The 22,679-nt window shown below is 57.1% G+C and carries 23 protein-coding genes; 16 read left to right on the top strand and 7 right to left on the bottom strand.

Annotated features, from left to right (window positions below):
* Nucleotides 1-27 precede the first annotated feature (27 nt).
* Nucleotides 28-1,236, bottom strand: coding sequence for a sensor histidine kinase (locus tag CYR32_RS10210; protein WP_101824294.1), 1,209 nt, complete (start codon nucleotides 1,234-1,236; stop codon nucleotides 28-30).
* The gene (locus tag CYR32_RS10205; protein WP_101824293.1) at nucleotides 1,233-1,919 is read right to left on the bottom strand and encodes a response regulator; all 687 of its coding nucleotides are present in this window, start codon (nucleotides 1,917-1,919) and stop codon (nucleotides 1,233-1,235) included. The genes CYR32_RS10210 and CYR32_RS10205 overlap by 4 nt, the downstream gene beginning before the upstream one ends.
* A 102-nt stretch (nucleotides 1,920-2,021) precedes the next feature.
* On the opposite strand from CYR32_RS10205, the gene CYR32_RS10200 reads away from it, so the two are divergent.
* Both CYR32_RS10200 and CYR32_RS10195 read left to right on the top strand, forming a co-directional pair.
* On the top strand, nucleotides 2,022-2,810 hold the full coding sequence (locus tag CYR32_RS10200) for a MipA/OmpV family protein (RefSeq protein ID WP_101824292.1): 789 nt from the start codon (nucleotides 2,022-2,024) through the stop codon (nucleotides 2,808-2,810).
* A 355-nt stretch (nucleotides 2,811-3,165) separates the two neighbouring features.
* Entirely contained in the window at nucleotides 3,166-4,113 is a 948-nt protein-coding gene (locus tag CYR32_RS10195) for a VirK/YbjX family protein (RefSeq protein ID WP_101824291.1), read from the top strand.
* Between the two features lie 76 nt (nucleotides 4,114-4,189).
* On the opposite strand, the gene CYR32_RS10190 is transcribed toward CYR32_RS10195, so the two are convergent.
* Complete coding sequence (locus CYR32_RS10190) at nucleotides 4,190-5,092, bottom strand: LysR family transcriptional regulator (protein ID WP_206602454.1); 903 nt, start codon at nucleotides 5,090-5,092, stop codon at nucleotides 4,190-4,192.
* 103 nt (nucleotides 5,093-5,195) lie between these two features.
* Between CYR32_RS10190 and CYR32_RS10185 the strand changes: the two genes are divergently transcribed.
* The gene (locus CYR32_RS10185; protein ID WP_101824289.1) at nucleotides 5,196-5,792 is read left to right on the top strand and encodes a short chain dehydrogenase; all 597 of its coding nucleotides are present in this window, start codon (nucleotides 5,196-5,198) and stop codon (nucleotides 5,790-5,792) included.
* 48 nt (nucleotides 5,793-5,840) lie between these two features.
* Here CYR32_RS10185 and CYR32_RS10180 read toward each other — a convergent pair whose 3' ends face one another.
* Both CYR32_RS10180 and aptA read right to left on the bottom strand, forming a co-directional pair.
* Nucleotides 5,841-7,337: a CoA-acylating methylmalonate-semialdehyde dehydrogenase gene (locus tag CYR32_RS10180; RefSeq protein WP_101824288.1), complete on the bottom strand. Its 1,497-nt coding sequence runs from the start codon at nucleotides 7,335-7,337 to the stop codon at nucleotides 5,841-5,843.
* A gap of 10 nt (nucleotides 7,338-7,347) precedes the next feature.
* Entirely contained in the window at nucleotides 7,348-8,679 is a 1,332-nt protein-coding gene (gene aptA, locus CYR32_RS10175; protein ID WP_101824287.1) for an omega-aminotransferase AptA, read from the bottom strand.
* A 98-nt stretch (nucleotides 8,680-8,777) separates the two neighbouring features.
* Between aptA and CYR32_RS10170 the strand changes: the two genes are divergently transcribed.
* From CYR32_RS10170 to CYR32_RS10120, 11 genes are all read left to right on the top strand, one after another.
* On the top strand, nucleotides 8,778-9,680 hold the full coding sequence (locus tag CYR32_RS10170; protein WP_101824379.1) for a LysR family transcriptional regulator: 903 nt from the start codon (nucleotides 8,778-8,780) through the stop codon (nucleotides 9,678-9,680).
* A gap of 209 nt (nucleotides 9,681-9,889) precedes the next feature.
* Complete coding sequence (locus CYR32_RS10165) at nucleotides 9,890-10,735, top strand: transporter substrate-binding domain-containing protein (protein ID WP_101824286.1); 846 nt, start codon at nucleotides 9,890-9,892, stop codon at nucleotides 10,733-10,735.
* Nucleotides 10,736-10,918: 183 nt separating this feature from the next.
* Nucleotides 10,919-11,620 carry an amino acid ABC transporter ATP-binding protein gene (locus CYR32_RS10160; RefSeq protein ID WP_241523802.1) on the top strand — a complete coding sequence of 234 codons (702 nt, stop codon included), beginning with the start codon at nucleotides 10,919-10,921 and terminating at the stop codon, nucleotides 11,618-11,620.
* Between the two features lie 11 nt (nucleotides 11,621-11,631).
* Entirely contained in the window at nucleotides 11,632-12,303 is a 672-nt protein-coding gene (locus CYR32_RS10155; RefSeq protein ID WP_101824284.1) for an amino acid ABC transporter permease, read from the top strand.
* 10 nt (nucleotides 12,304-12,313) lie between these two features.
* Nucleotides 12,314-12,979: an amino acid ABC transporter permease gene (locus CYR32_RS10150; protein WP_101824283.1), complete on the top strand. Its 666-nt coding sequence runs from the start codon at nucleotides 12,314-12,316 to the stop codon at nucleotides 12,977-12,979.
* A gap of 25 nt (nucleotides 12,980-13,004) precedes the next feature.
* On the top strand, nucleotides 13,005-13,883 hold the full coding sequence (gene dapA, locus CYR32_RS10145; protein ID WP_101824282.1) for a 4-hydroxy-tetrahydrodipicolinate synthase: 879 nt from the start codon (nucleotides 13,005-13,007) through the stop codon (nucleotides 13,881-13,883).
* Nucleotides 13,884-13,954: 71 nt separating this feature from the next.
* Nucleotides 13,955-15,229, top strand: coding sequence for an NAD(P)/FAD-dependent oxidoreductase (locus tag CYR32_RS10140; RefSeq protein WP_101824281.1), 1,275 nt, complete (start codon nucleotides 13,955-13,957; stop codon nucleotides 15,227-15,229).
* Nucleotides 15,226-16,707: an aldehyde dehydrogenase family protein gene (locus tag CYR32_RS10135; protein ID WP_101824280.1), complete on the top strand. Its 1,482-nt coding sequence runs from the start codon at nucleotides 15,226-15,228 to the stop codon at nucleotides 16,705-16,707. Before CYR32_RS10140 ends, CYR32_RS10135 begins: the two co-directional genes overlap by 4 nt.
* A gap of 11 nt (nucleotides 16,708-16,718) precedes the next feature.
* Nucleotides 16,719-17,744, top strand: coding sequence for a proline racemase family protein (locus CYR32_RS10130; RefSeq protein WP_101824279.1), 1,026 nt, complete (start codon nucleotides 16,719-16,721; stop codon nucleotides 17,742-17,744).
* A gap of 51 nt (nucleotides 17,745-17,795) precedes the next feature.
* Nucleotides 17,796-18,503, top strand: coding sequence for a GntR family transcriptional regulator (locus CYR32_RS10125; RefSeq protein ID WP_101824278.1), 708 nt, complete (start codon nucleotides 17,796-17,798; stop codon nucleotides 18,501-18,503).
* Between the two features lie 75 nt (nucleotides 18,504-18,578).
* Entirely contained in the window at nucleotides 18,579-19,331 is a 753-nt protein-coding gene (locus CYR32_RS10120) for an SDR family NAD(P)-dependent oxidoreductase (protein WP_101824277.1), read from the top strand.
* Nucleotides 19,332-19,754: 423 nt separating this feature from the next.
* Here CYR32_RS10120 and CYR32_RS10115 read toward each other — a convergent pair whose 3' ends face one another.
* Nucleotides 19,755-20,066, bottom strand: a complete 312-nt coding sequence (locus CYR32_RS10115) for a hypothetical protein (RefSeq protein ID WP_101824276.1) — start codon at nucleotides 20,064-20,066, stop codon at nucleotides 19,755-19,757.
* A 49-nt stretch (nucleotides 20,067-20,115) separates the two neighbouring features.
* Here CYR32_RS10115 and CYR32_RS21415 point away from each other — a divergent pair, with 49 nt between their 5' ends.
* Nucleotides 20,116-20,382, top strand: coding sequence for a hypothetical protein (locus tag CYR32_RS21415; RefSeq protein WP_146000688.1), 267 nt, complete (start codon nucleotides 20,116-20,118; stop codon nucleotides 20,380-20,382).
* A gap of 295 nt (nucleotides 20,383-20,677) precedes the next feature.
* Here the strand turns inward: CYR32_RS21415 and CYR32_RS10110 are convergent, their stop codons facing one another.
* Nucleotides 20,678-21,559 (bottom strand): RepB family plasmid replication initiator protein, encoded by an 882-nt coding sequence (locus tag CYR32_RS10110; protein ID WP_101824275.1) that lies wholly within the window; start codon nucleotides 21,557-21,559, stop codon nucleotides 20,678-20,680.
* A 660-nt stretch (nucleotides 21,560-22,219) separates the two neighbouring features.
* Here CYR32_RS10110 and CYR32_RS10105 point away from each other — a divergent pair.
* A complete protein-coding gene (locus CYR32_RS10105; RefSeq protein ID WP_101824274.1) occupies nucleotides 22,220-22,678 on the top strand; it encodes a GNAT family N-acetyltransferase in 459 nt (152 codons plus the stop codon).
* Nucleotide 22,679 lies beyond the last annotated feature (1 nt).

The raw sequence follows: 22,679 nt of genomic DNA, 5'->3' as shown, positions 1-22,679 counted from the left end.
CTTATCATTGTCCTTATGGTCTGTTGCTCAGCCATCAAGAGGCAGAAAGAGGGTAAATGTCAGCCCTCCGGACACATTTTTTTCTGCCCTGATGGTGCCCCCGTGGGCTTCACAAATTGCTGCTGCAATAGACAACCCCAACCCGGAACCGCCGGAATGCCGGGATCTCGACGCATCAGCCCGGGAAAACCGGACAAACAACACTTTCAGGAATTCATCTGTTACACCGGCACCGTAGTCGCTGAATGAAACAACCAGCTTCTCATCCATTTTTTTATATGAAATATCAATACGTTTGCCTTCTGCGGCGTATCTGATGGCATTATCCATAAGAATAGAGAAAACCTGTCCCAGCCTAAAAGGATCCGCGAGGAACAGAATATCCCCGCTGGACACGATCCTGACGTTAATAGCCTGTTCTGCCAACCGGGGTGTCGCCCAGGCGACTTTTTCCCGGATAATGTCAGCAATATTGCACCTTACACGGTTCAGGTGAAGCTGGCCTGCATCCGCCAGGGATAACAGGTGCAAGTCATCTACCAAATGGTTCAGGTGCTGCAATTGACGCATCACCATCTGCAACTGTGCCTGTGACGGTTCAAACACCCCGTCAATCATCCCCTGCAGGCGCCCTAATGAGGCGGTAAGCGGGGAACGCAGCTCATGGGCCAGGGCAACATGTGAGGCTTTCAGCTCTTTATCGTAACGCGCAAGCTGGCGGGACATGGCATTGATATCCTGTGTCAGGCCGCTTAATTCATCCGGGAGGTGCTCGGGTATAGCTACGTTCACCCCAAAATTACCTTTTGTGACTGCCCGCGCAGCAGCGGCCAGTCTGCTTATATGGGTGGAAAGCGGGCGGACAGCCCGGAGAATGATGAAAAACATTATCGGCACAGAGATGGCCGTTAATATAAACACCAGAATCCAGTCTGAAATATCTACAGAAGGATCTGAATATTCTACGCCATACCATTTATCGATAATGGCATGAAAGCGTTCTCTGTCTTTATCCGGGTCTTTACGCAGGGCGGAAAATTCGGCTTTCTCGGCGGCCGGCATTTCATGCAAAACGATAACATTGCCAATAAAAAAACGAAGCCACATGAAGAATACAATGGTAACAATGCATCCTATTGCCAGGGAGACCAATCTTTTACAAATCCAACTCCATAACGTATTTCTTCCTTCATAGAATCGGGCATGGAATTTTTGAAGGAATGATTTATTGGTCATAGCGCGGCCAACCGGTAACCAATGCCGCGTACGTTTACCAGGACATTGGTCTGGCCCGCTGCCTCAAGTTTTTTCCTCAGATTATAGATATGGGTGTCGACAACGCGTTCCAGTGCCTCACTATTCGGCAGACAGGCATCAAGCAGGGCCTGCCGGGAAAATGCTTTCTGTGGAAATGCCATGAAAGTGAGTAAAAAACCCAGTTCGGTGGGGGTCAGCTCAACAGGTGTCAACACCCCATTATCTGACTCAATGTTCACTCTCATCGCGTCAACATCAGCACGGATTTTATCGTATTCCAGCAACTTGCTGACGTTTGCGGCGCGGGTCCGGCGTAATACAGCCTGTACTCTGGCCACCACTTCACCCGGATTATAGGGTTTGACGATATAATCATCAGCACCATAACGTAATGCACTGATTTTATCAGGCTCGTCACCGATTGCTGTCACCATTATCACCGGAATGTCTGACTTACGGCGCAGTGATAGCATCACATCTGTCCCGCTCATTCCAGGCAACATTACATCCAGCAAGATGAGGTCAGGTTTTTCAGTGAATGCCATTTCTAAACCATGTTGCCCGTTACTCGCAATTACGGTTAAAAACTGATCCCGCCGCAGATACGCTTCAAGAACGTTTGCGGCATCAAGATCGTCTTCAATAATGAGGATTTTTTTCATTTTGTGCCTTGTATAAATCTTGATAATTACTGGTCAATATATTGATATTACACGTGCATAATTGGCATTCATTTTCACAGTATAAGTCAGAAAAGATAAGCAATGAAGAGACAACGTAAAAGTTTTTACCTGACATGCCTCAGCCCCTTTATTTTATTCTCTCTCGATGCCCATGCAAAAAACCCCACTTCGACAGAGGTGACATTGGGTGTTGGTGTACAATCAGCGGCTAAATATAGTGGTTCTGATGAGGAGAGCGTCAACGTCCTTCCTTATTTAAGGCTACAGAATGGTGGTTACTTCCTGGATACCGAGAAAGGTATCGGTTATGAGCATAGCTGGGATAACGGTATTTATGTCAGCCAGTTATTGGGCTACACCACCGGCCGTAAAGAGAGCGATTCTGACTGGGAATTAGGTTCCGATAAACTGAAGGGGATGGGAAATATAAAGTCTGCCTTAAACTCTACCACGACATTGGGTTGGCAGGTTTCATCTTCGTTCTGGCTGGAAGGTAATATTATTGCGCCTCTGACTGATAGCCAAGGGATGCAATATAATGCAGGATTTAAATATAACCTGATGGACGGCAGCGCTGACACTATTGTGCTTTCTTCAAAGGCAAACTTTGGTGATGCACGCTACCTTAACACGTTCTACGGCGTCTCCTCATCCCAAAGTGAGCACTCAGGATTCAGAAAATATCATGCTGGGGGAGGTCTCTATAGCGTGGACACCGATCTTACCTGGACACACTTCTTTGGTGAAAACTGGTCAAGTTACGCCAATGTCACCTACTCCCAGCTAACAAATAAAGCTAAAGATAGCCCTATTGCTTTCCGGGATAATAACACTGCCCTCACAGCCGGTGTTCTTTATACCTTTAAATAAAGCTTGATTAAAATCCACTCGCGGCCTTCTTCACAGGCCGCTTGATTTTTCACCCAGCCCGCTTTTCTTACCTGTATCCCCTTCTGGTCATGGCGTATATCCCTTTCGGTTCATAGCATATTGCTCTTTCATACAACCTATCCAAAACTTAAACGAATTAATAAAAAACCTTTTCTAATTGATTTATTGATTATTCATTGACAGTCGATTGATAAATAAGGCGTACACTGCCCTGGTACAGTGACTCACAGGGTAATTCAACCCTTTCTGTTTAGCCTGTACTTTCCTCTTTTGAAGAAAAGAGCGTGTTAATTCGACACCTGCATTCGTTATAAAAAGCACCAAGGCAGACATCATGACGCAGATTTTAAATGAAAAATTTATTCCTCACTTCCCGGCCACACCGTTTGGCCTCTACCTTTCGCTTTTTTGGGGGAATTGCCGTCCCCATCACTTCTGGGACTCAGCCCATTTCAGGAATAAGTTTTTTCTGCGTACTATGTTAATGCCCGGCCTGACATTTAAGTTGTTGAAAATGATTGCAGGGCATCAGGCTTATAAAGAGTTGCTTCTTTCACAGCCGAGGCTACCGTGCCGTATTCACCGCCCGTATCTCAGTAACAGGGTAAGCCGGCGTGAAGGCGTTGATGCGATCATTCACCATTACACTACAGTGACGGCCCTGCTAGGCATGTCAAGATTCCGGACGCATCTTAGCGCAGAGGGACTTTGTCTGGCGGCGTTCGAGGGAAAAGATGAGCAGACCTATCTTCTGACCTTGGTGTCAACCTATAAACTGGATCGTGAAGGGGAAGCCAGCTTGATTCTGCGGCGCCAGAACGGGCAGATGCTGGCCGAATTATCATTTACATTGTGCCAACGGAAAGGCGAAAACGCGTTGATTATCGGCGGGTTGCAGGGGCCGAACGGCGTAAATGCCCAGGAGAATATTCAGCAGGCGACGAAAGGTTTTCATGGGTTATTCCCTAAGCGGGTCGTATTGGAATCTTTAATGGTGGTGGCAAAATATTTTAATGTGCAGTCAATTTATGCGGTAGCTAATGACGCCCATGTTTATCAGTCACTCCGTTATGCCAACCGGAAACAGTATATGCACGCTGATTACGACTCATTCTGGGAAATGTCCGGCGGTATCCCCACGGGAGATGGCTATTACCTGTTGCCTTCCTCATCGCAAAGAAAGAACCTTGAAGAAGTAGCCAGTAAAAAGCGAGCGGAATATCGCCGCCGTTTTGAGTTGATTGATACTATCAGCGCCCAGATTCTTTCAGCTATCCGTTAATCACTCAGTTGCATCTTAATACTGTGCTCCCTGCCCAGGTTACAGGGAGCGTTACACAAACGGGGCTGTTCTTATCCTACGCCCCGGCCTGGAGATTCAACACGGACAGATCCCGGTCGCTTATCCATGCCAGGAAGCTGCGGTGCTTCGCGCTGTGGTGCAGGTCCTGTCGCCACAGCAGATGCACAGGGCGCGGTGCGGGCAATTCCTCTTCGAGCAAGGAGACCAGCCGGCCTGCGGCGATGTCGTCCGCCAGCAGCAGCCGGGGCTGGAGGATCAGGCCCGCGCCGGCGAGGGCCGCCAGCCGTAACGCCTGCCCGTCATTGCAGCTGAAGGTCACGCTCTCCGGCCAGAGCAGCGCATCACCGCGCCGCCAGGCGTTCTGTTTGTTCCAGTTGCTGTAACGCAGGCAGCGGTGTGAGGCGAGTTCCGCCAGGGTTTGCGGCGCGCCGTGGCGTTCAAGGTAGGCCGGGGAGGCGGCGATCACCATCCGGTACTCGCCAAGCGGCTGGGCCACCAGCGGCATGTCGGCGGGCAGCGCCCCTACCCGGAACACAAAATCAAACCCTTCGGCGATCACATCCACGAAGCGGTCGCTCAGCTCCAGCTCGATATGCACGTCCGGGAACTGCTGCTGGAACTCGCTGCACAGGGTAGCGACCAGGCAGCTCCCCAGTGTGGCGGCAGCGCTGATGCGCAGGCTGCCCGCCGGGAAGCGCCGCAGGCTCTCGATGCGGCTCTCCGCGTTGTGCAGGGCAGCGAGCACCTGCAGACTCTCCTCATACCAGGCTTTGCCCGCCTCCGTCAGCGTCTGGTTGCGGGTGTTACGCTGCAACAAACGGGTCTGCAGATACGCTTCGGTCTGCGCCACGGCTTTGCCTACCATCACGGCAGACAGGGAGAGCTGTCTGGCCGCCTCACTGAAACTGCCGCTTTCCACCACGGCCACAAAAATTTCCATCCAGCGCGTCTTATTCATGATTCCTAACTTTTGGTTTGGGATGAGTAAAGAATTAGTCCGTTTTCCGCCTCATGACAATGCGTCAGTATGGGGTTTGGTTAACACTCATCAGGAGAGCGCAATGAAAGTGATGGTAATAGGGGCAGGCGGCACCGTGGGGCGCGCCATTGTCGACGAGCTTGGCCGTGACCATGACATTATCCGCGTGGGCAAAACGCGGGGGGATGTGCAGGCGGATCTCACGGACGACGCCAGCGTCCAGCAGCTTTTTACGCAGACCGGCAAAGTCGATGCGATCATCTCTGCCACCGGCAGCGTGCATTTTGGCCCGTTAAGTGAGATGACCAGCGCCCAGTTCAACCAGGGGTTGCAGGACAAACTGATGGGGCAGGTCAGGCTGGTGCTGATTGGCCAGCACTACCTGAACCGCGGCGGGTCGTTCACCCTGACCACCGGCATCCTGACTCAGCACCCGATCCGCACCGGCGTCAACGCCACGGCGGTGAATGCCGCGCTGGAAGGGTTTGTGCTGGCGGCAGCGAACGAGCTGCCGGGGCAGCGGATTAACGCCGTCAGCCCGACGGTACTGACCGAGGCGCTGGACAAATATGGCCCGTTCTTTCCGGGGTTCGAGAGCGCCGCGGCCAGCCGCGTCGCGCTGGCTTACCGGCGCAGCCTGGAAGGGATCGATAACGGGAAGGTGTACCGCGTCTGGTAAGTGACAAGGCGTGGCCCCGCACCGGGCAAGCCGGTGCGGGGCCGCAGGTTACTGGTGGCTCGGGAAGGCGAACTGGGCCACGTCCTGCGTCTGGCGGGCAGGCCAGCGCTGGGTGATCGTCTTGCGGCGGGTATAGAAGCGCACACCATCCGGGCCGTAGGCGTGCAGGTCACCAAACAGCGAGCGTTTCCAGCCGCCAAAGCTGTGGAACGCCACCGGGACGGGCAGGGGCACGTTGACGCCGACCATTCCGGCCTCGATCTCATTGCCGAAACGCCTGGCCGCCTCACCGTCACGGGTGAAAATGCAGGTGCCGTTGCCGTACTCATGCTGGTTAATCAGGGCGATCGCTTCCTCAAGCGAGGCAGCACGCACCACGCACAGCACCGGGCCGAAAATCTCCTCTTTATAGATGCGCATCGCCGGTGTGACGCGGTCAAACAGGCAGCCGCCGAGGAAGAAGCCGTTTTCATAGCCGTCAACGCGCAGGTTCCGGCCATCAACCACCAGTTTCGCCCCTGCCGCGACGCCGTCGTCGATGTAACCGGCCACCTTATCACGGTGGGCGGCGGTCACCAGCGGCCCCATATCCAGGCCGCATTGCGTCCCGGCCCCTACTTTCAGGGCGGTGATTTTCGGGGAGAGCCTGGCGATCAGCGCATCGGCCACCGCATCCCCCACGCATACCGCGACCGAAATCGCCATACAGCGCTCGCCACAGGAGCCATAGGCTGCGCCCATCAGGGCGCTGACGGCGTTATCCAGATCGGCATCCGGCATTACCACCGCATGGTTTTTCGCGCCGCCCAGCGCCTGCACGCGTTTGCCGCGGCGGGTGCCTTCGCTGTAGATATACTCCGCCACCGGGGTGGAGCCGACGAAGCTGATGGCTTTCACATCCGGGCTGTCGATCAGCGCATCCACCGCCTCTTTGTCGCCGTTGACCACATTCAGCACCCCCGGCGGCAGGCCCGCCTGCTGGAACAGGGAGGCGATCAGCAGCGTCGAACTGGGGTCGCGCTCGGAGGGTTTGAGCACAAAGGTGTTGCCGCAGGCGATTGCCAGCGGGTACATCCACAGCGGCACCATCGCCGGGAAGTTAAAGGGCGTGATGCCTGCTACCACGCCCACCGCGTGGAAATCGCTCCAGGAATCGATGTCCGGCCCGGCATTGCGGCTGTACTCGCCTTTCAGGAGTTCCGGCGCGGCCGAGGCATACTCCACATTCTCAATACCGCGCTTGAGTTCGCCTGCGGCGTCCTCCGGGGTTTTGCCGTGCTCTTCGCTGATAAGCCGCACAATCTCCTGCTCATTGGCCTCCAGCAACTGCTTGAAGCGGAACAATACCTGGGCGCGTTTCGCCGGGGGCAGGTTACGCCAGGCGGGCAGGGCCGCTTTGGCGGCGGCGATCGCCGCCTGGACGGTCGCCGTGCTGGCCAGCCCCACCTGGCGGATCGCCTCGCCGGTGGCGGGGTTGAATACGCGGCTGGTGCGGCCATCCGGGGCGCGCATCTCGCCGTTGATCAAATGGGTAATTGTCGTCATAACCGTCTCCTTAATGAATGTGGTGCAGGGCGTCGCCCACGGCGTCGAACAGGCGATCCAGTTCAGCCGGTGTGGTATTGAACATCGGGCCAAATTGCAGCGTGTCACCGCCAAAGCGCACATAGAACCCGGCTTTCCACAGCGCCATTCCGGCCTCAAACGGCCGGACGGCCGCATCGCCTTCGCGTGGCGTCAGCTGGATGGCACCGACCAGGCCGCAGTTGCGGATGTCCGCCACGTTCGGGCAGCCCCGCAGGCCATGCAGCGTGGTTTCAAAACAGGGGGCGAGGTCGGCGGACTGGGCAATCAGCGACTCCTGCTCCAGCAGGCCGAGCGTCGCCAGCGCCGCCGCGCACGCCACCGGGTGGGCCGAGTAGGTGTAACCGTGGCCGAACTCCACCATGTGTTCAGGCAGCGGCTGCGCCATAAAGGTGTTGTAGATCTCACTGCTGGCAACCACGCCGCCCAGCGGGATCGCCCCGTTGGTGATCTGTTTGGCGAAGTTCAGGATGTCCGGCGTCACGCCAAAATACTCGGCGCCGCTCCAGCGGCCCATGCGCCCGAAGCCGGTGATGACCTCATCAAAAATCAGCAAGATATTGTGTTGTGTGCAGATCTCGCGCAGCCGCTGTAAGTAGCCCTGCGGCGGGATAATCGCCCCGGCCGAGCCGGAGAGCGGCTCCACAATCAGCGCCGCGATATTCGAGGCATCGTGCAGCTCAATCAGCTTGAGCATCTCATCCGCCAGCGCCACGCCGCCGGTTTCCGCCATGCCGGGGGTGAAGGCCATGCCCGGTTGCAGCGTGTGGGGCAGGTGGTCCACATCCATAAACTGGCCGAACATTTTACGGTTGCCGCCAATGCCGCCCAGGCTGGTGCCGGCGATGTTGACGCCGTGGTAGCCGCGCGCGCGGCCAATCAGCTTGGTTTTTGCGGGTTGGCCTTTGGCACGCCAGTAGGCGCGCGCTATTTTGACGGCGGTATCCGCTGATTCAGAGCCTGAGCCGGTGAAGAAGACGTGGTTCAGGTCGCCGGGCATCCGCCGGGCGATCTCATCCGCCAGCTGGAAAGAGAGCGGGTGGCCGAACTGGAAGCCGGGAGAGTAATCCAGCGTGCCGAGCTGCCGCGAGACAGCGGCCTGGATTTCGCTGCGGGTGTGGCCCGCGCCGCAGGTCCACAGCCCGGAGAGGCTGTCAAAAATCTGGCGGCCTTTATCATCCGTCAGCCAGCGGCCCTGGGCCGCCACAATGAAACGCGGGTCACGGTGGAAGTTACGGTTGGCACTGAAGGGCATCCAGTGCGCTTTTAAATTCAGGGATGCAGTGTTCACGGCGTCAGACATGGTTATTCCTCCACAGGGTGTAGGAAGAGTTTGCATTCAGGGGGTTGTTAAGTTAAATGCTAATAAACGCAACATTAGTTATGGAAAAACTCACCTATATGAAAAACAAATCGCTGGCGCAGGTGACGGATTTCGACCTGAAACTGTTACGGATTTTTAAAATCGTGGCCGACTGCGGCAGCTTCTCCGCCGCTGAAAGCCTGCTGGGGATCACGCGGTCAGCCATCAGCCTGCACATGAGCGACCTGGAGAAGCGGCTGGGCATGCGCCTGTGCCAGCGCGGGCGGGCAGGCTTTGCCCTGACTGACGAGGGGCGTGACATCCTGCGGCACAGTGACACGCTGATGGCGGCGGTAGAGACGTTCCGTCAACAGGTGAACCAGATGCACCGGCAGCTGCGCGGGGAATTTAACATCGGCATCATCAATAATCTGGTGACCCAGCCGATGATGCAGATCACCAACGCCCTGGAGATGCTGCGCGAAAAAGGCCCGGAGATCCGCATCAACCTCAGCATGAGCACCGCCGCAGAAATCGAGCGCGGCCTGATGGACGGGCGGCTCCACGTCGGCGCGCTGCCGTTGACCTCCCCGGTCTCAGGGCTGGATTACATCCGCTTATATGAAGAAAAATCATACCTTTACTGCAGCAGCAAGCACCCGCTGTTTGCCTGTGGGGATGACAGCAACGACGAACACCTGGCGGCCTATGATGCGGTCGCCCCCAGTTTCCGCATGACGGCGGAGACCATCGGCATGCACCAGATGTTGCACTGCACCGCCACCGCCTCTGACCGCGAAGGGATCGCCTTTTTGATTCTGACCGGCCGCTTTATCGGCTTCCTGCCCGACCACTATGCGTCACAGTGGATCGGGAAAAACATGATGCGGGCGATCGCCCCTGAACGGCTCCATTACCGCAGCAGCATCGCCGCCGTGACCCGCAAGGGCCGCCGCCCGAACGCCATCCTGGAATTTTTTCTCTCCGCTCTTTCCTCGTGATCCCCCGCCTGTTACCAATCTTTGAAGCTGATCACAGCCCGTGCGCGATCGGCTTCAAAGTTTGCTCATAAGTAAATCGTATTGGTTGACTTTGTTAAATTTGTGCTTCTATTCTCACATTGCTTCTGCATACAAAATTGCATACATCATGCGGTAGTTAACCCCGCTGTCTGCTTCTGTCGCAACATCAACGTTTGGACGAGGTCACTATGGTCAGTGTTTGTTTATCCGGGATGAAGAAAATCACCTGTCATATCGCCATCGGCGCGGCACTCTTAACCTCCGCCTGCATGGCGCAGGCTGCCGACAACTACTGGCAGACGATCCAGCAGAAAGGGGTGCTGCGCTGCGGCGCGGCTGTCGCCGCCCCTTACGTGATGCGCGATCCGAAATCGGGCGAGTACAGCGGCTATTTCGCCGAGCTGTGCCGCGATTTCGGGCAGAACGTCCTCAAAGTGAAAGTGCAGTTTGTGGATGCCAGCTGGGATACGCTGGTCGCCGGTTTGCAGAGTGACAAATGGGACATGGCAATGGCGCTCAACCAGACGCCGGAACGCGCCCTGGCGATCGGCTTCTCGGCACCGGCGCAGGATTACCAGCTTTCCCTGCTGGTGAATAAAGCGAACCCCAAACTGAGCGGCGCAGGGAATAAGATCGCCGATTACGACAAAGAGGGGGTCACTTTTGCCGTGATGTCAGGGACGGCGCAGGACAAAGCGATCAGCGGCGTGGTGAAAAAAGCCAAAATTATGCGCCTGCCCGGCAATGATGAAACCCGCCTCGCGCTGATGGCCCGCCGCGCCGATGTGCTGGTGGACGCCAGCGATACCAACCACCTGTTTGCCGTCGCCAACCCGGACTGGGCCAAAGAGGTGCTGCCTTCCCCGGCGCTGACCAAGCAGGGTGTGTCGTTCGCCTTGCCGCGCGCCGTCTCTGAAGCGGACATGAACGTCCTGAACATCTACCTGACCCAGCGCCGCGCCACCGGCGACATCGATGCGCTGGTTAACAAAGCCTCACTCCAGGCCAACGCGGGCAAAGCCGGCGCGCAGTAATTCTGCCCTTTATTCACCCCTGTGCCCTGTGCACACAGCGGAGAACTAACCATGAATGCCTCACATACCCTGGCGGCCTCTGCCCGCCTGCAACCTGAAGCACCGATATATATTAATGATTACCATAAAGGCAGTTTTATTCAGCTCAATAACGTGAATAAAGCCTACGGCGAATTGGTCGTCATGAATGATTTCACGCTTTCGATGAAAAATGATGACCGCCTGGTCATTATCGGCCCGAGCGGCAGCGGGAAAAGTTCATTATTGCGGGTGCTGATGGGCCTGGAGGGAATTCAGGGCGGCACCATCCATTTCCAGAAGCAGGACTATATCGTAGGGGATAAGGATAAACGCGCCAAAATCCTGGACAGCACTATCCAGAAAAAGATTGGCATGGTCTTCCAGCATTATACCCTGTTCCCCCACCTCTCTATTTTACAGAACCTGATCCTGGCCCCGGTGAAAGTCAATAAGATGGAGAAACGGGTGGCGACGGAGAAAGCCCGGGCATTGCTGGCGCGCTTTGGCCTGGAGAGCAAATTACACGCCTACCCCAGCCAGCTCTCCGGCGGCCAGAAGCAGCGCGTGGCCATTGCGCGCGCGCTGATGCTGGAGCCTGAGCTGATGCTGTTCGATGAGGTCACCTCCGCCCTTGACCCGGAAATGGTCACGGAAGTGCAGAGTGTGATGATGCAACTGGCCGAGCAAAAAATGGCGATGATTATTGTCACCCATGACATGCACTTCGCCCGGAATATCGCCTCACGCGTGGTCTTTTGTGCCAACGGCAGAATTGTTGAGCAGGGCCACCCGGAGGCGTTATTTACCCACCCGCGTGAAACCCGCACGCGTGAATTCCTGGAAAAAGTCCTGCACCTGAATTAACGAGGCCGGTTATGGATTATCAATTTGACTTTCATTTCCTGCTGGGAAATTCAGGTGCCCTTTGGGATGGCTTAAAAGTCACACTGGAGCTGGCGCTGTTATCCAATATTTTTGGCCTGACCGTCGGCTTTATTCTCTGCCTGATGGCGATGAGCCCCTTTTCTATTATCCGCTGGCCGACAAAATTATTTATTGAGTTTTTCCGCTGCACGCCGGTGCTGTTGCAAATCGTCTGGTTTTATTACTGCGTGCCGATGCTGTTTAACCTGTTTGTTGATCCCATTTATATGGGGTTCCTGGCGCTTGGCCTCAATCTGGCCGCCTTCAATGCCGAAGCGTACCGCGCCGGTGTGCAGGCGGTGCCGCGGGAGCACCACGATGCCGGCGTCGCGCTGGGGCTTAACCGCGTCCAGCAGACGGTCTATGTGGTGTTGCCGCAGGCGATCCGCAGTGCGCTGCCGGTGCTGATGACCAACGGCATCTCCATCCTGCAGCAGAGTGCGCTGGTCGCTATCGTGGCAATTTCCGATTTGATGTATGCCGGTAAAAACATCGCCACCGAGTCCTACCGCCCGCTGGAGACCTACACCCTGATCGCCCTGATCTACTTTGCGCTGTCGCTGCCGGTTTCCCGGTTGGTTTCACTTATTGAGCGTCGTCAGGACGCCGTCACTGAACGTTGAGGCGCTGATCATGACGCTTGATTTTTCACAGGTATTCCCTTACTGGCAGGTGCTGTTGCAGGGGCTGGGACTGACGCTGGCCTTCACCCTGAGCTGCGCCCTGCTGGGCAGTCTGGCGGGGTTTGTGGTGAGCCTGCTGCGGATGTCGCCGGTCGCGCCCCTGCGCTGGGTCATGACGCTCTACGTCGAGTTCTTCCGCGGCACGCCGCTGCTTATCCAGCTGTTCTGGGTGTTTTTCTGCTTCCCGGTGGTGTTTCACCTCAACATTGCGCCCTGGCTCTGTGTGACCATTTCACTGGTGCTCTATATGGCCGCCATCACCAGCGAAACCTTCCGCGGTTCGCTGAAGTCGATCGCCGGCGAGCAGCACGACGCCTGCGTCGCCCTGAGCCTGACGCCTGCCGCCAAGATCGTCTATGTCATCTTCCCGCAGGCGCTGCTGCGCGCCATCCCGACCCTGCTCTCGAACGTCATCAGCCTGTTTAAAGAGAGCGCGCTGATCTCCTCGGTGGGCGTCGCTGACCTGATGTTTGTCGGGCAGAACATCTCTAACAGCACGGCCCGGCCGGTGGAGTTCCTCACGGCGGTGGCGGTGATCTACTTCGTTGTGGCATTCCCCTTAACGCGCCTGGTGGGCGTGGTCGAGTCGCGATTGTTACGGCGCTATGCCCTTTGATACACGACTAACTGGAGAGACAACTATGCAACTGAAAGGTATTTTACCGGCGCTGGTGACCCCGTTTAACGACGCAGGCGCGGTCGACCACGACCAGCTGGCGGACATTCTGGAGTACCAGCTGCACGCGGGGGTCAGCGGGTTTGTGCCGCTCGGCTCAACCGGCGAATATTACGCGCTGACCAATGAGGAGCGCCGCCAGGTGCTGAAGACCGTCAAAACGGTGGTCGGTGACCGCGGCACGCTGATCGCCGGGGCGAACGGCTCCTGCACGCGGGAAGTGCTGGAGCAGGTGAAGCAAACCGTAGAGGCAGGTTATAACACGCTGCTGATTGCGCCGCCCTATTACGCCCTGCCGACGCAGGAGGAGCTGATCGGCCATTACCAGGCGATTTTGAATGAATTCAGTGATATAAACCTCGTCCTGTATAACTACCCGATCCGCACCAACGTCGAGGTGGGGTTTGGCGTGCTGGAGGCGTTTAAAGATCACCCGCGCGTGATCGGCATTAAAGAGAGCAGCGGCAGCGTGCAGCGCGCCGTGGAGATCGGCCATACCTATAAAGAGCACTATCAGCTCTCCTGCGGCTCCGACGATGTCGCCCTCGACTTCTTTATGTGGGGCGCCGGCAGCTGGATCTGCGGGCCGGCCAACTGCTTCCCGGACCAGATTGTCGATTTCTACCGCAAGTTCAGCCGCGGGGACGTACAGGGCGCGCAGGCGGTAATGCGCGCCCTGTTCCCGGTGATGGCGAGCATGGAAGAGGGCAAATTCATCCAGAAAGTGAAGTATGGCTGTGAGCTGGCGGGCTTTAAGCCGGGCAATGCCCGGATGCCGTTGCAGCCGCTGACCGCCGAAGAGAAAGCCGCCTTCCGCAGGATTTTTGAGGCGTCGCAGGGGTAAGCCCGGAGCATTATGTCACCGGCGCCAGGGAGGGTGCCGGGGTTAAACCAGCCCTTTATTGAGTAACGAACATGTCTGAACAGCAGAGTAAACCGAAGTCAGTGGTGGTAGGGGGCGGTATCGTCGGCGTCTGTTGCGCCCTTTACCTGCAAAAGGAGGGGCACCAGGTCTGGTTGATTGACCCGGCCGAGCCGGGGGAGAGCACCGCCAAATGGAGCTGTGGGCAGATGGCGGTGAGTGAGATTATCCCGCTGTCAAAACCAGGCATTCTGAAACGTATTCCGGGCTGGTTACTCGATCAAAAAGGGCCGCTGGCACTGCGGCCCTCTGCGCTGCCGGCGATGCTGCCGTGGTTCCTGCGTTTTGTGGCCAACGCGCGCCACAGCCGTATCGATGCTATCGCGCGGGAGATGGCGACGCTGACGCACGGCGTTTACCAGGATTACGCCCCGCTGCTGGCACTCTGCCCCGGCAACGCCCTGCTGGGGCAGCGCCCGGTGATTGAGGTGTTTGACACCCCGCGCGGGCTGGAGGCAGAGCGCGCGCATTTTGCCCTGCGCGAGGCGCTGGGCTTCCACGCCGAGCCGCTGGATGCGGCCGCCATTGCGGCGCTGGAACCGGCGCTGGCCGGCAAGTTCTCCCACGGCCTGCTGTTCCCTGACTGGTGCGCCGTCAGCGATACCAAAGGCTTTATCGCCGCCCTGACCGCGGCCTTCCTCCGCCAGGGCGGCACGCGCATCGATACCGGGGCCGTCTCCCTGACGGAAACCCATCAGCGGGCAAGCGGTGTTACCCTGCGCGACGGCCGGGTGCTGCCAGCGGACCACATCGTGATCGCCGCGGGCACCGGCTCGCGCCACTTCTTCCAACAGCTGGGTGTCCGCATCCCTTTAACCGGCATCTCCGGTTATCAGACGCTGCTGCCCCAGCCCGACGTGGAATTCCGCCATTCGGTGATCTATGCCGACGGCGGCTTCTGCTTTACGCCCATGACGCGGGGGCTGCAAATCGGCGGTACCATCGAGTTCGCCGGCCCGGATGCAAAACCCAACTACCGGCGCGCTGAAATCATTCTGGAAAAAGCGCGCAGACTTTTGCCGCAGCTCAACCTGGCGCAGAAGGAGTTCGGCGTCGGCCATCGCCCCTTCCTGCCTGACACAAAACCGGTTATCGACCGCTCCCGCCGCCTGAACAATGTGCTGATGGCCTTTGGCCACGGCCAGCTGGGGCTGACGCTGGGGGCGACCACCGGCCGACTGATTGCGGATCTGGCCGGGCAGCGCACCGCTGCCCAGGATCTGACGCCTTTCAGCGCTTACCGCTTTACGCAAGGAGATCGTGCATGACATCTATCCATTCGCTTTTCATCAATGGGCAATGGGTTGCGCCGGTAAAAGGCGGCAGCTTCGCGACCGTCGACCCGGCCAGTGAAACCGAGATTGCCCGGGTCGCGGCCGCGACAGAAGAGGACGTTAACCTGGCGGTTGCGGCCGCCCGCCGGGCGTTTGACGACGGGGAGTGGCCGCAGTTAAGCGGCAAGGCGCGGGCCGTTTACCTGCGCCGGATTGCCGCCCTGATCCGGGACAAACAGCAGAGGCTGGCGGAACTGGAAGTGCGTGATAACGGAAAGCCGCTGCCTGAGGCGCTCTGGGACATCGGCGACACCGCCTACTGCTTCGATTTTTATGCCGGGCTGGCGGAAAAGCTGGATGACCAGCAGGAGCAGGCCGTCGCACTTTCTGACGACCGGTTCAGCTCGGTGGCGCGCAAAGAGCCGGTGGGCGTGTGCGGGGCGATCATCCCGTGGAACTTCCCGATGCTGATGGCAGCCTGGAAGGTCGCGCCCGCCCTGGCGGCAGGCTGCACGGTGGTGCTGAAACCGTCTGAAGTGACTCCCCTCACCGCACTGCAACTGGCCGAGATCGCCCAGGAGGCGGAACTGCCGCCGGGGGTATTAAATATTATTACGGGGCTGGGGGCGGAGGCAGGCTCCCCCCTGACCGCCCACCCTGATGTGGATAAGCTGGCGTTTACCGGCAGCGTGCCGACCGGGCGGAAAATCATGCAGGCCGCCGCCGCAGACATTAAGAACGTCAGCCTTGAACTGGGGGGGAAATCCGCCTTTATCGTTTTTGATGACAGCGACATAGAGAAAGCGGTGGAGTGGATTTTGTTCGGTATTTTCTGGAATAAGGGTGAAGTCTGTTCCGCCACCTCCCGCGTGCTGGTGCAGCGTAATCTCTACGACGCCTTGCTGGCCCGGCTGGCAGAAGAGGCGGAACGCATCACCCCCGGCAACGGCATGGAGGCGGGGGTGCTGCTCGGCCCGCTGGTCAACGCCGCGCAGTATGAGAAAGTGAAGCAGGCCATTGCCCGCGGGGCAGAGCAGGGTGCCACGCTGCTGAGCGGCGGGAAACGCCCGCCGGGCCTGGAGAAAGGCTACTTCCTGCAACCCACCATCTTCACTGAGATGAGCGAAGAGAGCGATCTCTGGCGCGAAGAGATTTTTGGCCCGGTGGTCTGTGTCCGGCCTTTTGAGGATGAAGCGGAGGCGGTGGCGTCAGCGAACCGTTCGCGCTTTGGCCTGGCGGCGGCGGTGATGTCCGCGGATCTGGCGCGGGCGGAGCGGGTGGCGCGTAAACTGCGGGCGGGTATCGTCTGGGTCAACTGTTCTCAGCCGACCTTTACCGAAGCGCCCTGGGGCGGTTACAAGCAGAGCGGCATCGGCCGCGAGCTGGGGGAGTGGGGCCTGAATAACTACCTGGAAACCAAGCAGATCACCCGTTACGACAGTGACGAGCCCTGGGGCTGGTACCTTAATTAAGAGAAGATGCGATGCGCTGGAAAAAAACGTTACAGCTGATTGATGTCCACTGCGAAGGCGAGATCGGCAAGGTCATCACCTCGGGCGTTATCGATATCCCGGGCGCGACCATGCTCGACAAAATGAACTATATCAACGAGGTCGATGACAGCCTGCGCCGCCTGGTGACCCTGGAGCCGCGCGGCTGTTTGCAGATGTCCGTGAACCTGTTGCTTCCGCCGACCGTGCCGGGCGCACACGCCGGTTTTATCGTGTTGCAGGCAGACAAAGCGCACCCGATGTCAGGCAGTAATTGCATCTGCGTCGTCACCGCCCTGCTGGAGACCGGCATGGTCGCCATGCAGGAACCAGAAACCACCCTGGTGCTGGATACGCCCGCCGGGCTGGTCACGGCGGTCGCGAACTGCGCCGATGGGCGCTGTTTAAGCGTCTCGCTCGATATGGTGCCGGCCTTCGCTGAGCACCTGGCGCGGGAGTTTGAGATCCCGGGGTTTGGCGTTATTCAGGCCGATATCGCCTTTGGCGGCGTCTACTATGCGCTGATCGATGTTGACCAGCTCAACCTGCGCATCGAGCCGGACAATGCGCGCGCATTGGCCGGCTACGGCGTGGAGTTCCGGCATTACATCAATCAGCAGGTGCAGGTGCAGCACCCGCTGCTGCCGCAGATCAATGAGATCGCCTACGTGATGTTCCGCCAGCGCGAAGAGGGCAACCTCTGGCGCACCTGCACCACCTTGCCGCCGGGGCGTGTGGACCGGTCGCCCTGCGGCACCGGCAGCAGCGCCAACCTGTCGGTGCTGGACGCGCGCGGCGAGCTGGCGCTGGGTGACCAGCTGACGTCACGCTCCATCATCAACGGTGAGTTTAAGGTGGAGCTGCGCGGGCGCACGCAGGTCGGCGATAAAATGGCGGTGCTGCCGCGCGTCACCGGCCGGGCCTGGATCTACGGCTTCCAGCAGATTGGGGTCGATCCCCACGACCCGCTCTCCGCGGGCTTTATGCTGAGCGACACCTGGGGGCCGGCGTTGTCCTGACCGGTTAACGCCGCTACCATGCTGTCACGACCTACAGCCAGAGAAAGAGAAATGAGCAAAAAGAACGAAAAAGAAGAGGGCACAGGCCGTCGTCATGGGGGGCGTTATATCTATGAAGAGTTGCGCCGCCAGATCCTGACATTGCAGTTAAAGCACGGTGAGCAGCTCGATGAGATTTCCCTGGCTACTACCTTTGGGTTGTCCCGTTCGCCGGTGCGCGATGCGATGGCGCGGCTGGTCAGCGAAGGGCTGGTCACCATCCTGCCTAACCGCACCGCCATTGTGACGCCGTTTGAGATCGAGGAGTTCCCCAACTACATCACCGCGCTGGATCTGGTCCAGCGCGCCGTGACGCGGCTGGCCGCCATGCACCGCAACGAGGAGGACATCCGCGCGATTGAAGCGGCCAATGAGGCCTACATGGAGATGGTCTATAAAGGCGATTTCAGCGCGATGACTGAACGCAACAAAGAATTCCACCTGGCGATCGCGGCGGCGGCCCGCAATAACTATCTGGCGCGCTATTACGACAAACTGCTCTCTGAGGGGCAGCGCATTCAGCATCTGCAATTTGATTTTATGACCCGCCAGGATGCGCCGTCGAAACTGGGCCGCGACCATGATGACTTAATCGCCGCCATAAAAGCGGGCAATCCTGAGCTGGCCGACAAGATGGCCCATGAGCACACCATGCTGTTCCAGAGCCGTTTTCTGACGTTTATGCAGCGCAATCTGCTAAAAGACATGGAGTTGCAGTAACCCCCTGTATCGGCACCCTGCTGCATGCAGACCTAACCCGGCGCGCAAGCCGTGTCATCACGTAAGGAGAGAAGCATGACATCGTTAACAGGAAAAACGGTACTGGTGACCGGGGCGACAAAAGGCATCGGCAGTGAGATCGTCAAGGCACTGCATGAGGAAGGGGCCGACATCATCGGCCATTACGGCCGCGATCGCCAGAGTGCAGAGCAACTGCTGGCGCGCTACCCGCAGCGGTTGCGGCTGATACAAAGCGATTTATCGCACCCTGAGGGGGCCGGGCAACTGTGGCAGCAGGCGGCAGAACAGGCCGGGAACATCGATGTGCTGGTGAATAACGCCGGTGTTTATGCGGCGTCCCCGGTTGCGGATGCCGCGGCATGGGATGCGGGCTGGGAGAGTAACCTGCAGGTCAATCTGAAGGCTCCGGCAGATTTATGCCGCCTGGCCATTGCCCATTTTTCAACGCGGGGCGGCGGCATCATCATCAATATGGCCAGCCGCTCCTCCCACCGCGGGGACGGCCCGGAACACCTCGCCTATGGTGCCGCCAAAGGCGGGCTGCTGGCGCTGACAAAAGGGATCGCCCGCGGCTACGGGCACCAGAATATCCTGGCCTATGCCTTAGCGCCGGGGTGGGTGCGCACCGCGATGGCAGAAGAGCACATTGCCAATGTGGGCGAAGAGGCGGTCACTGCTGCGCTTCCGCTGCGGGAGGTGACGCCGCCCTCTGACGTCGCGGCGATGATCGCTTTTCTCGCCAGCGGCCGCTGCCGCCATGCGACAGGTTCTACTATCGATATCACCGGCGCTGACTACGTCCGCTGACGTTGCCTTTCCCGTCAGAAAGAAAAAGCCCCGGATTTTCTTCGGGGCTTTTTCTTTCTGTTTCTTGCATTTAAAAGCAACTCAACCCACGACAACACACCCTTCATAATTCATACTTCATACAGAATAAGTAATACTTATTCTGTATGAAAGAATATTTCATACTTATGCGATTTTGTCAGGATGGCTTTCTGCGTTAACCAGCAGGCGCTCTGATTCCCCCACGCCAATAAAAATCTACTGTACGGTCAGCCGATCCACGGTACCGGAGAGAGGCCAAACACCCTGTTCTGAAGCACCGCACAAGCCATTGTGCAGGCTTTCGCCCGGTAGCGTGGATGCTGCCGCTGCCAGTTCCGTTTAAAGGGGGCGCAGGCTGCGTGGGGCAGGAGAGGGGGCCGCGCGCAGGCGGCCCGTGCCGCATTACAGCGCGGTAATCGCCTCTACCCTGTGCTGGAAGACATAGGGGTCAGAGAGCAGCTCAAATTGCTCGTCATCCTGGTAAGTCACGGCCACCTGATAGTGCTCGCCGGCAAAGGCTTTTATGGCGTCCAGATCTTCCCAATAAGTCGCCAGAAAGAAATGCTCCCAGTCGCCCTGCGTCTCCCGGCGGACAAAGGTGCCTCTGTTCCCGGGTGTGTGCTCAGCATGATCAACCCCGGTCTTCTGAAGATGCCCGGCAAAGCCCTCTGCATGTTGACGCGGTACACATCCATGCCATGTTCTGACGATCATTTTCTTATCCTCACAATTTAACAGGCTTTTAACCATAACATGATGGGCTGTGGTTGCCAGCCTGAAAAAGTTAACACTTTCATGCAACCGTCTGGCAAGGGTTAACACTTTCATGCAGCCTGGTCGTAAGCTGAGCAAACAAGGGGCCATTCAGGGTGTTTTACCTGCAGAACTGCATCCAAAATGCCGGGTTACATGTAAGAACGAACCTTTGCGGTCACGCTGCATGGAAGTAGAAACCTTTTTTCTGACAGCGGCGGGGCGTTCAAAACACGGGAGAAAAGGCGGAGCTGCAGCACAAACCGTTATTTTTTAATGGCCTGCTGCAACAACGCTGCGTCCTGCTTAGCAGAAGGTTAACACTTGCATGATGGCCATGCCCAAAGGTTAACACTTTCATGATAGGTATGATGGGTTGGCTACAGAACAGGCTGATTGCCGATCAATTCACCCTGTTATTTAAAATCCCGGTACAGAAGGTTAACACTTTCATGCATCCGCGCCTGCGGTACATGGAACTATTCACCTTTTGGCGCAATGCCTGTACGGCGGGCACAGCCATACATGGATCTATTAACCTTTTCGCTTACTTTCTGAAAAAGCTGGCGTTATCAGGGAAGCATCCCTTGCAGTTTGGGGGAGCGGCTGTTGACGATGATCTGGATCTCGCGGCCTTTTTTCAGCTCGATATAGTCCAGGTAACCGATGCGGGTGAGGTCGGACAGCGCACGCCGGATGATCAGGTTCTGTGTCTTGACCGGGGACTCCAGGGCCAGGCGTTCGCGCAGCCGCTTCATGGAGATGAAAAGCTTGCCGGGCGGCATACTCTCAAAATAGATATACAGCGACTGCGCCGCCTCTTTCCTGGAGAGCTCAGACAGGGCTTTCAGGCTCAGCAGCACCTTGTTGTCATAGCGGTACAGCTCCCAGAGCCGGGGGTCGCCGGTGATCTCTACGGTGTCGGTATCCATATTCAGAATGGCGTACTGCACCAGGTGCGTCGTCATGAATTTCCGGCCATCTTTGCTGCTGAATCCGAGGGTTACGCCGGAGATATTGAACAGGGACTCGTTCAGGCGCTTGCGCGAGCGGAGGTTTAAATCTGAGGATTTGATGCCGCACATCTTCGCAAATTCGGTGAAGGGCAGCTTGATGGTGGAGCTGGAATAGCCATACACCGAGAAGGCCGAGATGATACCGATCCAGGTTTTAAAATCAGTGGACATGCTCAGCTTCGCGCCCTGGATCTGGATATTGGTGTACCCCTCCTGGCGGGCAACCTCCAGACTGCCCAACTCCTCGCTGGCATCAATCAGAAAGTCGCGCTTTCCCTTCTCCTGGGGTGCAACCGGGGTGAACACACTCAGGCGCAGCAGGGCAACAGGCTGGACAGTCTTATTGCTATTGGGCACCAGTTCATAAACTGTGTCTGAATCTTTTTTCACAATAGCAAAAGGGCTGGTCATCTCACTGTTTTCTTTGGTTTTTCTCATTTATCCACACCCTGGGCCCGGTTCGTCCTGCTATCATGAAAGTGTTAACCTTTACTGCATGAAAGTAGTAACCTTTATCATGAAAGTAAACACCTTTTTCATGAAAGTGTTAACCTTCTTCATGAAAGTGTTAACCCGAAGTGCCGTTTTCCTTTTTGAATTCATGAGGATACAGCGCTGGTGATCTTTATTGATCTTTTCTTGATCTTACTTGAACTAAAAGAATTGATCTGGTCAGTGGATATGTGGATAACTCATTGTGCAATCAGGCTTTTCATCAAGGATCGCACGTTCAGATCGCTTTTATAAATCGATCCAAAATGGGGATCGCCTGAGATAATCTGCCCTTCAAAAACCCGATCATCACAACCGCTTATCTGATACCTGCCACTGTTTTAAATCTCACTTCACCACAAAAAAACGCCTGTAAGCGATTCTGAGCCATTTTTATGCATAAACAGGGGTAAGGAAGGTCTGGGCCAATAAAATCGCTCTGAGGGGCAATTGCGCGCGTTTTCGGACTATTTTCGCCTTCATTTCTTCCCTTACGTTTCTTTCCGGCTAAAAATGAATTTATTTCGCTACCGGAATGATCGTTTTCATGGGATAGAGGGGGAAGTATGTCAACCATTGATATCAAACAACAAAAGGTTTAAGGCAATGACGACGCACCCCCCTGTTTCATGGCATCTGGGATCTTTCTCAATCAGCACTGACGCTGCCCGGCTCGATATTGCAGCTATTCACGCTTACCTCACCCGTTCAAGCTGGGCAGAGGGCATCGACATCGAAACGGTGCGCACAGCAGTGGCGAACAGCCTGAATTTTGGTGTGTATGATGGCGGCCAACAGATCGGGTTTGCCCGGCTGGCGACCGATTTTGCGACCTTCGGCTATCTGTGTGACGTGTATGTCCTGGAAGCGTATCAGCAACAGGGCCTTGGCCGGTGGCTGATCCAGTGCTGCCAGGCCCACCCTCTGCTGGCCCGTTTACGGAGAATCATGCTGGTGACCACCACCGCCCCGTGGCTCTACCAGAAGTTTGGCTATGAGCCTGTGAACCGGGAAAATTACGTCTGGCAAATCGCCCGGCCCGATATCTACAAACAACCGGGTTAGC

Origin of the sequence: Chimaeribacter coloradensis (genome assembly GCF_002858715.1) — a bacterium.
In the GTDB taxonomy this organism is placed as follows: domain Bacteria; phylum Pseudomonadota; class Gammaproteobacteria; order Enterobacterales; family Enterobacteriaceae; genus Chimaeribacter; species Chimaeribacter coloradensis.
This window is presented reverse-complemented; position numbering and strand designations above follow the sequence as displayed.